Genomic DNA, 9,170 nt, shown 5'->3' on the forward strand with positions numbered 1-9,170 from the left:
GGACGGCGCCGGGGCAGGGTTCCGGCGTCGCTCAGGCCGGTACGGCGGCGGACTCCTCGGCCTCCACCTGACGGTTCCAGTCGGACTTGCTGGCACGCCAGCCCTCGTCGTCCAGGCCCCGACGCCAGTAGCCGGAGATGGAGAGCCGCTCGCGGGAGACACCGCGCTCGACGCGCAGCAGGCGGCGCAGCTCCTTGACGAAGGTGGCCTCGCCGTGCACGAAGGCGTGCACGTCGCCGGGCGGGAACTCCAGGGCGCGCACGGCCGCGACCAGGGCCTCCCCGACCGGGCGGTCGCCCCGGTGCAGCCAGGTCAGGCGTACGGCGCCGGGGCTGGCCAGCGGCTGCTCGTCGGCCCGGTCGGCGACCTCGACGAAGACGGCGGCCGGGGCGCCTACGGGTAGCCGCTCCAGGGCGGCGGCGATCGCCGGCAGGGCGCTCTCGTCGCCCACCAGCAGGTGCCAGTCGGCGTCCGGGCTGGGGGCGTACGCCCCACCGGGGCCGACGAAGTGCACCGGGTCGCCGGGGCGCAGCGCGGCAGCCCAGGGCCCGCCCACCCCGACGTCGCCGTGGTGCACGATGTCGACGGTCATTTCGCCGCTCGCCGCGTCCCAGACCCGCACTGTGTACGCGCGCAGCCGGGGCCACTGCTCCCGGGGCAGGTCACGACGGATCGCGTTCAGCTCCATCGGGCTCGGGTACTCCACCCCCGGCACCGGGAAGACGATCTTGATGTAGTGGTCGGTGAACTCGCCCACCGGCAGGCCGGCCAGCTCCTCACCCCCGAGCACCAGCCGGACCAGATGGGGGGTGGGCCGCCCGGTGCGCAGCACCCGGGCGGTCGTGACCTTGATGGGGCGCTCCGTCATGCCGGTTAGGTTAGCCTAAGTTTGCTCCCCCGCCCATCCCCGTCATCCGCTCGGCGGGCGATCGGCCCCCGCGCCGCGCACCAACCGCGCGTGCCAGGCGACGGCCGCCGGGTCGGTCAACGAGGCGACCTGATCGATCACCACCCGCTGCCGGGCCGCGTCGTCCGGCGCCGCCGACCAGAGCGGGGCGAAGACCGGATCCAGCCCGTCCGGCGCCCGGGCGACCAGGGCGTGCACCAGCTCGGCCAGGACCTCCCGCTGCCGCCGGTAGCGCTCGCCCGAGCCGGGGCGGCGCATCACGTACCGCAGGGCGATGCCCTTGAGCAGGGCGCACCGCGCCCGGACGCGCCGGGGCACCACCAGGTCGGCGGCGTAGCGGCGGTGCGGGCCGGGACCGTAGCGCTCCTGCGTGGCCGCCACCGCAGCCGAGACGAAGCGGCCGGTCAGCACGCTGGTGGTCGCCTTCAGCGCCGCCTGCGCCCGGTGGCTGCCGTCGTAGCCGGCCAGCGGGGCGAGCACCGGGTCGTCGAGCAGTTCCAGCAGCACGTCGCCGAGGTCGGCCGGGGACTCGCCGGAGTAGGTGGCGGCGACGTCGGCGCAGAGCGCGGCCCGTTCCTGCGGGTCGTGCAGCAGCGGGCGCAGCGCCACGTACCCGCCGTGGATGCCGTCCTCGACGTCGTGCACCGAGTACGCGACGTCGTCGGCCCAGTCCATCACCTGCGCCTCCAGGCAGCGCCGGTCGTCACCCGGCCCGCCGGCCCGCAGCCAGGCGAAGAGCGGGAGGTCGTCGTCGTACACGCCGAACTTGCGTACGCCGGGCCGGCGCGGCCACGGGTACTTGCTGACCGCGTCGAGCGAGGCGCGGGTCAGGTTGAGGCCGGCGGAGCTGCCGTCCGGGGCGAGGACCTTGGCCTCCAGCCGGGTCAGCACCCGCAGCGTCTGCGCGTTGCCCTCGAAGCCGCCGCACCCGGCCGCCAGCTCGTCGAGCGCGTCCTCGCCGTTGTGCCCGAACGGCGGGTGGCCGAGGTCGTGGGCGAGCCCGGCGGTGTCCACCACGTCCGGGTCGCAGCCCAGCCGCGCCCCCATCTCGCGGGCGATCTGCGCGACCTCCAGCGAGTGGGTCAGCCGGGTACGCAGGAAGTCGTCGGTGCCGGCCGTGTGCACCTGGGTCTTCGCGGCGAGCCGCCGGAAGGCCGCCGAGTGCAGCACCCGGGCACGGTCCCGCTCGTACGCCGACCGCCCGTACCCGGTGTCCTTCGGCGGCTCGTCGACCCGACGGGCGACGTCCGGATCGTCCGGCCCGCCACGCTCAGCGCGCACGCTGCCGCAGCACGCAGAACTCGTTGCCCTCCGGATCGGCCAGCACGGTCCAGTCCACCTCGCCCTGGCCCACGTCGACGTGCCGGGCACCCATGTCGACCAGCCGCTCGACCTCGGCCTCCAGGTCGTCGGGGCGCAGGTCGATGTGCAACCGGTTCTTGGTGGTCTTGTCGTCGGCGACCGGCACGAAGACGATGCCCGGCAACCGGTCGGCGGATCGGCGGATCTCCACCTCGTCCGGCTGCTCGGTGACCACCTGGTAGCCCAGCGCCTCGGCCCACCAGCGGGCGAGCCGGGCGGGGTCCCGGGCGTCGACGGTCAGGCTCTCCCAGGCGCTGCTCATGCCGATCAGGTTACGCCCGCGCGCCGCGTACGGCTCGCCGCCGGCGCGCGGGCGACGGCTGCGCAACCTCCGAACAGTCGAGAGTTGTCGACCGATCGCCGACGGTTACGGGATCGCGATCCGGCATGGCCGCCGGTAGCGTTCCCAGCGCGGAACGTGACCAGACTGAGGGCCCGACGGTGGGGGAGAAACCCGTGGACGCGGACACGATGATGGGAACGGAACTGTCGGGGCTGCGCCTGCGCCGCCCCGAGGTGGCGGGCACGGTGCTGGCCGGCACCGACGGCCTGCTGATCTCCAGCGACCTGCCGGCGACGGACGCCACCCACCTGGCGGCGCTCGCGGCGGCCAGCTTCGGCCTCGGCCACCGGGTGGCCGACACGGTGCGGCACGGCGAGTTCCGGGAATCGGTGGTACGCACCTCCGCCGGCGCCGTCGTCACCTACCCCGCCGGGCGTAACGCCCTGCTGACGCTGGTTGCCGACGCCAGCGCCGACCTGGAGGAGCTGCACGCCGACGCGCGGGCGGTGGCCCGGCGCACCGGCTCGGTGCTGGACACCAGCCGCCGGGTGGGTGCGGCGCCGGTACGCGAGGCGCACGCCGCGCTGGCGGCCCGCACCTCGGGCGGCAGGCTTCCCCGGCGCGTCAGCCCGCACGCCTGGCGTCGCCCGCCGGTCTGAGCAACCCTCCGGGGGCCGGTCGCGACCGGCCCCCGACCCACGGTGCGGTCGTGCCGGCACGGGCCGCCCGCACGGCAGCGGCGGCGGACCCGCTCCCCCGGGTCCGCCGCCGGCCTGTCGCCTCCGCCGCGTCAGCGGCTGTCGGAGCCGTCCGTCTCCACGGCCGCGCGGCCGGCCTCCAGCCGGGCGACGGGCACCCGGAAGGGCGAGCAGGACACGTAGTCCAGGCCGACCTCGTGGAAGAAGTGCACCGACTCCGGGTCACCGCCGTGCTCGCCGCAGACGCCGAGCTTCAGCTCCGGCCGGGCGGCCCGGCCCTCCTCCGCGGCGATGCGCACCAGCCGGCCCACGCCGTCGCGGTCGATCGACTCGAACGGCGAGATGCCGAAGATGCCCAGCTCCAGGTAGCGCCAGAAGAAGGCGCCCTCGACGTCGTCGCGGGAGAAGCCCCAGCCCATCTGGGTCAGGTCGTTGGTGCCGAAGGAGAAGAACTGTGCCGCCTCGGCGATCTGGCCGGCGGTCAGCGCCGCCCGGGGCACCTCGATCATCGTGCCGATCAGCACCTCGACGCCGCTGTCCCCGACCACGTCGGAAATGATCTTCTCGGCCTCGGCGCGTACCGTCTCCAGCTCCTGCACCGCGCCGACCAGGGGGACCATGATCTCCGGCTTGGCCACCGCGCCGCCGCGCGTGACGGTGACCGCGGCCTCCGCGATGGCGCGGACCTGCATGGCGAACAGGCCGGGGATGACCAGGCCGAGGCGGACGCCGCGCAGACCCAGCATCGGGTTCTCCTCGTGCATCCGCCGCACGGCGGCGAGCAGCGCCTCCTCCTTGGCGACGTCCTCGCCGCGCTCCTGGGCGACCGCCACGTTGACCGCGAGCTGCTCCAGCGGGGGCAGGAACTCGTGCAGCGGCGGATCGATCAGCCGGACGGTGACGGGCATCCCGTCCATCTCCCGGAAGATCTCCTCGAAGTCGGCGCGCTGCAACGGCAGCAGCGCGGCCAGCGAGGCCTCCCGCTCGGCGTTGTCGCGGGCCAGGATCAGCCGCTCGACCAGCTCGCGCCGGTCGCCGAGGAACATGTGCTCGGTGCGGCACAGCCCGATGCCCTCCGCGCCGAAGCGCCGGGCCCGGGCGGCGTCCGCGCCGGTGTCGGCGTTCGTGCGGACGGCCAGCCGCCGCCTGGCGTCGGCGTGCGACATGATCCGGTGTACGGCCCGGACCAGCGCGTTGTCGACGTGCTCCGGGTCGAGGCTGCCCTCGAAGTACTGCACCACCTCCGACGGCATGACCGGCACCTCGCCGAGGTAAACCTTGCCGGTGGTGCCGTCGATGGAGACGACGTCGCCCTCGACGACCGTCTGCCCGCCGACGACGAACCGGCGCTGCGGCACGTCCACTTCGATCTCGTCGGCGCCGGAGACGCAGGTCTTGCCCATGCCGCGCGCCACCACGGCGGCGTGGCTGGTCTTGCCGCCGCGCGAGGTGAGGATGCCCTGGGCCGCGATCATGCCGTTCAGGTCGTCCGGGTTGGTCTCGCGCCGGACCAGGATCACCGACTCCCCCTCGGCGGCCAGTTCGACCGCGCGGGCGGAGGTGAAGACCACCTTGCCCGAGGCCGCGCCCGGCGACGCCCCGATCCCCTTCGCCACCGGCTGGAACTCGTGGTCGAGGCGGAACCGCGGGAACATCAGCTGGGCGAGCTGCGCGCCGTTGACGCGGTGCAACGCCTCGTCGAGGTCGATCAGGCCCTCGTCGACGAGCTGCCCGGCGATGACGAACGCCGCGGCGGCGGTGCGCTTGCCGACGCGCGTCTGGAGCATCCAGAGCTTGCCGCGCTCGATGGTGAACTCGATGTCGCAGAGGTCGCGGTAGTGGCCCTCCAGCCGGGCCATGATGCCGAGCAGTTCGTCGTAGGACTTCTTGTCCAGCCGCTCCAGCTCCTGCAACGGCACGGTGTTGCGGATGCCCGCGACGACGTCCTCACCCTGGGCGTTGGCCAGGTAGTCGCCGTAGATGCCCTGGGCGCCGCTGGCGGGGTCGCGGGTGAACGCGACACCGGTGCCGGAGTCCGGGCCGAGGTTGCCGAAGACCATCGCCACCACGTTGACCGCCGTGCCCAGGTCGGCCGGGATGCGCTCCTGGCGGCGGTAGAGCACCGCGCGCTCGGCGTTCCACGACTCGAAGACCGCGCGGATGGCCAGGTCGAGCTGCTCGCGCGGCTCCTGCGGGAACTCCCGGCCGGTGTGCTTGAAGAAGATCTTCTTGTACGCGTCGACCAGCCCCCGCAGGTCGTCGGCGTCGAGGTCGAGGTCGTTGCGGGTGCCCTTGGCCCGCTTGGCGTCGTCGAGCGCGTGCTCGAACTCCTCGCCCGGAACCTCGCACACCGTCTTGCCGAACATCTGGATCAGGCGACGGTAGGAGTCCCAGGCGAACCGGTCCGCGCCGCCGGGGGTGGACTGCCCGCCCGAGCCGCCGGCCTGCCGGGCGAGCCCCTGGACGCTGCGGTCGTTGAGCCCGACGTTGAGGACGGTCTCCATCATGCCGGGCATGGAGAACTTGGCGCCGGAGCGCACGGAGACCAGCAGCGGGTCCTCCGGGTCACCGAGGCGCTTGCCCATCGCCCGCTCCAGCGACGCGAGGTGCGCGGCGATCTGGTCGGCCAGGCCGTCGGGCTCCTCCCCGGTGGCGAGGTACGCCTTGCAGGCCTCCGTGGTGATCGTGAAGCCCGGCGGGACCGGCAGGCCGAGATTGGTCATCTCGGCCAGGTTGGCCCCCTTGCCGCCGAGCAGTTCCTTGAGGTCCTTGTTGCCCTCGGCGAAGGCGTAGACGTACTTGTGTTCCACCGTCTCCTGCGTTGCCACCAGAGCCCTCCCACGCACGCCGGTCCGACACTTAACGAAGGTTCAGTTGCTCCCATTACCCCGGGATGGACCACCGGCAATCCCGGTGCCAAGCCGGCCGGTGGGGCGAAGGCTAGGCGAACTTCGGGTGGCCCGGGACCGTTCGGTGACAATCGGCACAGCCATCACGACTATCCGCGTTCGTACCGGTTTTTGGGAACGCTTCCACGCGCACGATCACGCATTTCCCGCTTCGCCTCGTAGTCTTGGCCGCAGCCCTTTCGGTGAACCTCACCTTTGCCATAACCGCCGCAAATACACCCCTGGGAGCCGCCGCCGTGCCACCCGTTCCCACCGCCCCGGAACCGCTCGACCCGTCCAGCGTTGCGGCGGGCGAGCGGCCGGCCGGGCACCCTGACCTGCCGGTCCGCGAACCGGCCGCGGCCGAGCTGGCCCGGGCGGCCACCCGGTCCGCCGAGGACGCGCTCGCCCCGCCGCCCGGCGACCTGCCCGTCGCGCCGGCCACAACCGCCGGCGGGGCCGCTCCGGCCGCCCGCGTACGGCTGGGCGACGTCGTGCCCGCCCCGGAGCGGGTCGCGCCGGTCGCGGGCGCCGACTTCGTGCTCACCCCCGACACGGTGATCCGGGTGAGCCCCGACGACGACGCCCGCGCCGCCGCCGGGCAGCTCGCCGACCTGCTCCGGCCGGCCACCGGCTATCCGCTCCCGGTGGGCGACGACACCCGGGCGGGGACGGGCGGCGACATCGTGCTGGCGCTCGTCGACTCCGCCGACCTCGGCCCGGAGGGCTACCGGCTCGACGTGACGTCCGACGGGGTACGCGTCGAGGCCGCCACCGGGGCCGGGCTCTTCTTCGGCGTACAGACCCTGCGGCAACTCCTGCCCGCCGCCGTCGAGAGCCCGACGCCGACCGCCGAGCGCTGGGTGCTGCCCGGGGGTTCGATCACCGACCGGCCCCGGTTCCCGTACCGGGGGGCGATGCTCGACGTGGCCCGGCACTTCTTCGGCGTACCGGACGTGCTGCGGGTGATCGACCACCTGGCCCGCTACAAGCTCAACCACCTGCACCTGCACCTCACCGACGACCAGGGCTGGCGGATCGCCGTCGACTCCTGGCCCCGGCTGGCCGAGGTCGGCGGGGCGGGCGAGGTGGGCGGCGGCCCGGGCGGGCACTACAGCCGCGACGACTACCGGCGGATCGTGGCCTACGCCGCCGAGCGGCACGTCACCGTGGTGCCGGAGATCGACCTGCCGGGACACACCCACGCGGCGCTGACCGCGTACGGCGAGCTGGCCCCGGACGGCGTCGCACCACCGCCCTACACCGGCACCGAGGTCGGTTTCAGCTACGTCGACCCCACGAGCGAGCGGACGTACGAGTTCGTCGCCGACGTGCTCGGCGAAATCGCCGCGCTCACCCCCGGGCCGTGGCTGCACATCGGGGGCGACGAGGCGTTCAAGGTGCGCCCCGAGGCGTACGCGGCCTTCGTCGAGCGGGCCCAGCGCATCGTCGCCGCAACCGGCAGGACCGTGGTGGGCTGGCACCAGATCGCGCCCGCCGCGCACAGCGAGGGGCGGGTGCTCCAGTGGTGGGGCACCGATGGCGAGGACCGGGTCACCGCGGACGCGGTCCGCCGGGGCGCCCGGCTCGTGCTCTCCCCCGCCAACCACGCCTACCTCGACATGAAGTACGCCCCGGACACCCCGATCGGGCACGACTGGGCGGGCCTGATCGACGTGCGGCGGGCGTACGACTGGGATCCCGGCACCCACGTGGCCGGCGTACCGGCCGACGCGGTGCTCGGCGTGGAGGCGCCGTTGTGGACCGAGTCGGTCACCTCGCGGGCGGAGGTCGAGTTCATGCTCTTCCCGCGCCTGCCCGCGATCGCCGAGCTGGGCTGGTCGCCCCGCGCGACGCACGACTGGGCCGGCTTCCGCGACCGGCTGGCCGGGCACGGCCCGCGCTGGGCCGCCGCCGGCGTGGCCTTCCACCGCTCGCCGGAGATCCCGTGGCCCACGGAGCCACCGGCTTCCGCCGCCCCACAGGCGGCGATCCCCACCCAGCCGGAACCACCGGCACCCGCAGCAGTCCCCCGCCAGCCCGGCCCTGAGGAGGCTTCCGCGCCCGCCCCGCCCGCCTGACGTCCCGCCCCGCGCGCCTTACGCCCGCACCTCGTCGCGCCCTGTCGAGCTGATGTCGTAGACGATTCAGGGATGCCCCGTCCGTCCCGAATCGGGCGGCCAGCGGGGGGCGTGGCGGGCGGGCGGAGCGGCGGGCCGCGGACGTCGCAGAGCCCGTGCATGGCAGTCGGGGGGTACGAGCGCCGGTCGGTTCGTGCCGGCCGGAATCGGTCGTCGAGCCGCTCGGCGACCCAGCGAACGGAACGGCGGCCCAGCGAAGGGAGCGGCGGACCCAGCGCACGGAACGGCGGGCGCAACGACGCCCCGTTGTGGCGGCCCTGGCCGGAACGGAGCGGCGGACCAAGCGGGGGGTCGCCGGCCGCTGCGCCAGCGACTTCGGCGGGCCGGGGATGAGGGCCTCCATCGGGGCCACCGGTGGGCCCGGCGCGCCTCGGCTCGGGCAGGCAGGACTGGTGAGTCGTTTACGACATCAGCTCGACAGGGCGCTCGCCGCACCATGCTCACCCGACGACCGACTGCGGCACCCTGCGAGGTGCGGGCCCATTTGTCCGGTTCTAGCCTCCGACCGATCTCCAGATGTCACCTGATGTCCGGTTACGTCCCGTGGTCGGCGCCACCCGGGTGGCGGAATCGTGGGCCCGCGCGGGTCGTTGAACATGGCATACCCACGGCGCTCCCCCCGCGCCACGGGTGGCCCGACCGGCCGGCGGAATGGCTGGCCGACGCGGGTCGTTGAGACATCCCGGACGCCGAGCAGGCCCCCCGCCGCCGGAGCGATCCGTTCTGACTTCCCCCTCGCGGCACGCCGCTCCCCCGCGCGTCCGCGCACCCCCGATCGAAAGGTGCTATCACCATGCGTACCGACATGCTGCGTAAGACCGCCCTGACCGCCGCCGGGCTCGCCTTCACCGGCGGCGCCATCGCCGGCCCCGTCACCACCGCCTACGCCGC

6 protein-coding genes are annotated in these 9,170 nt (G+C 74.2%); 2 read left to right on the plus strand and 4 right to left on the minus strand.

Annotation, left to right across the window (positions count from 1 at the left end; all coding sequences use genetic code 11):
* Positions 1 to 31: 31 nt before the first annotated feature.
* Genes AC5L34_RS22775 through AC5L34_RS22785 form a run of 3 tightly spaced genes read right to left on the minus strand, consistent with a single transcriptional unit; the run spans position 32 to position 2,531 of the window.
* Entirely contained in the window at positions 32 to 868 is an 837-nt protein-coding gene (locus AC5L34_RS22775; protein ID WP_441175121.1) for a siderophore-interacting protein, read from the minus strand.
* A gap of 42 nt (positions 869 to 910) precedes the next feature.
* A complete protein-coding gene (locus AC5L34_RS22780; protein ID WP_494826869.1) occupies positions 911 to 2,188 on the minus strand; it encodes a deoxyguanosinetriphosphate triphosphohydrolase in 1,278 nt (425 codons plus the stop codon).
* Positions 2,178 to 2,531 carry a VOC family protein gene (locus tag AC5L34_RS22785; protein ID WP_494826871.1) on the minus strand — a complete coding sequence of 118 codons (354 nt, stop codon included), beginning with the start codon at positions 2,529 to 2,531 and terminating at the stop codon, positions 2,178 to 2,180. Before AC5L34_RS22785 ends, AC5L34_RS22780 begins: the two co-directional genes overlap by 11 nt.
* 194 nt (positions 2,532 to 2,725) lie before the next feature.
* Between AC5L34_RS22785 and AC5L34_RS22790 the strand changes: the two genes are divergently transcribed.
* Complete coding sequence (locus AC5L34_RS22790) at positions 2,726 to 3,211, plus strand: roadblock/LC7 domain-containing protein (RefSeq protein WP_441175124.1); 486 nt, start codon at positions 2,726 to 2,728, stop codon at positions 3,209 to 3,211.
* A 131-nt stretch (positions 3,212 to 3,342) separates the two neighbouring features.
* On the opposite strand, the gene ppdK is transcribed toward AC5L34_RS22790, so the two are convergent.
* Positions 3,343 to 6,078, minus strand: coding sequence for a pyruvate, phosphate dikinase (ppdK, locus tag AC5L34_RS22795; protein WP_494826873.1), 2,736 nt, complete (start codon positions 6,076 to 6,078; stop codon positions 3,343 to 3,345).
* A 317-nt stretch (positions 6,079 to 6,395) separates the two neighbouring features.
* On the opposite strand from ppdK, the gene AC5L34_RS22800 reads away from it, so the two are divergent.
* Positions 6,396 to 8,219: a beta-N-acetylhexosaminidase gene (locus tag AC5L34_RS22800; protein WP_494826875.1), complete on the plus strand. Its 1,824-nt coding sequence runs from the start codon at positions 6,396 to 6,398 to the stop codon at positions 8,217 to 8,219.
* Positions 8,220 to 9,170 lie beyond the last annotated feature (951 nt).

Source organism: Micromonospora sp. ZG13 (assembly GCF_059359355.1).